The organism is Catellatospora bangladeshensis (assembly GCF_016862575.1).
In the GTDB taxonomy this organism is placed as follows: Bacteria; Actinomycetota; Actinomycetes; order Mycobacteriales; family Micromonosporaceae; genus Catellatospora; species Catellatospora bangladeshensis.
The window spans coordinates 1-930 of the sequence record NZ_BONF01000105.1 but is presented as its reverse complement, the minus strand read 5'-3'; the positions used below and the strand labels follow the sequence as shown (position 1 = coordinate 930).

General features: G+C 66.8%; 1 protein-coding gene. It reads right to left on the bottom strand.

Translation table 11 applies throughout. The features are described 5' to 3' along the window. A partial coding sequence (locus Cba03nite_RS39430; RefSeq protein WP_203757699.1) for an FG-GAP repeat domain-containing protein occupies positions 1-930 on the bottom strand: 930 nt, incomplete at both ends.

The window sequence follows — 930 nt, the reverse complement described above, 5'->3', positions numbered from 1 at the left end:
TTGAGGCCGAAGAAGTCGTGCCATTTGGCGCCGCCGAGGAAGCCGGTGCCGGTCGAGAGTCCGACGTAGACGTCGTTGGTGGTGCCCTTGCTGAAGACGATGATGTCGTCCTTGCCGTCGCCGTTGTAGTCGCCGAGGTAGGGGAATTCGCCGGCCAGGCAGAAGAAGTCGTTCCACTTCACCGTCGTGCCCACGAACGAGCTGCCGTTGGACACGGCGGCGTAGACGTCGGCGTCGGCGTTGCAGGTGAAGGTGACGATGTCGTCTTTGCCGTCGCCGTTGACGTCGCCGACCCGGGGCTGCTCGGCGCCGACCGCGAACAGGTCGTGCCACTTCTGGCTGGCCCCGAACCCGGCGCCGGTCGACAGGGCCACGATCACGTCGGCGGCGGTGGCCGGGCCCTGGGTGAAGGTGATGATGTCGTCGCGGCCGTCGCCGTTGACGTCACCGACGGCCGGGTGTTCGCCGGGGATGGAGAAGTATTCGTGCCATTTGACGCCTGCGCCGAAGCCGGTGCCGGTGGACAGGGCGACGTAGACGTCGCCTTGGGTGTCGTGGGTGAAGGTGATGATGTCGTCGCGGCCGTCGCCGTTGACGTCGCCGACGGCGGGGACTTCGGCGCCGGGGGCGAACCAGTCGTGCCATTTGGCGCCGCCGAGGAAGCCGGTGCCGGTGGAGAGGCCGACGTAGACGTCTCCGGCGTTGGTGCCGGTGGTGCCGCCGACGAAGGTGATGATGTCGTCTTTGCCGTCGCCGTTGAAGTCGCCGGTGAGCAGTTTCTCGCCGGACAGGCCGAAGAAGTCGTTCCACTTGACGCTGGTGCCCGCGAATGCCGTGCCGGTGGAGGTGGCGACGTAGACGTCGTTGAGGCTGCCGAGGTTGAACGTGACGATGTCGTCCTTGCCGTCACCGGAGAAGTCCGTCGGCGAA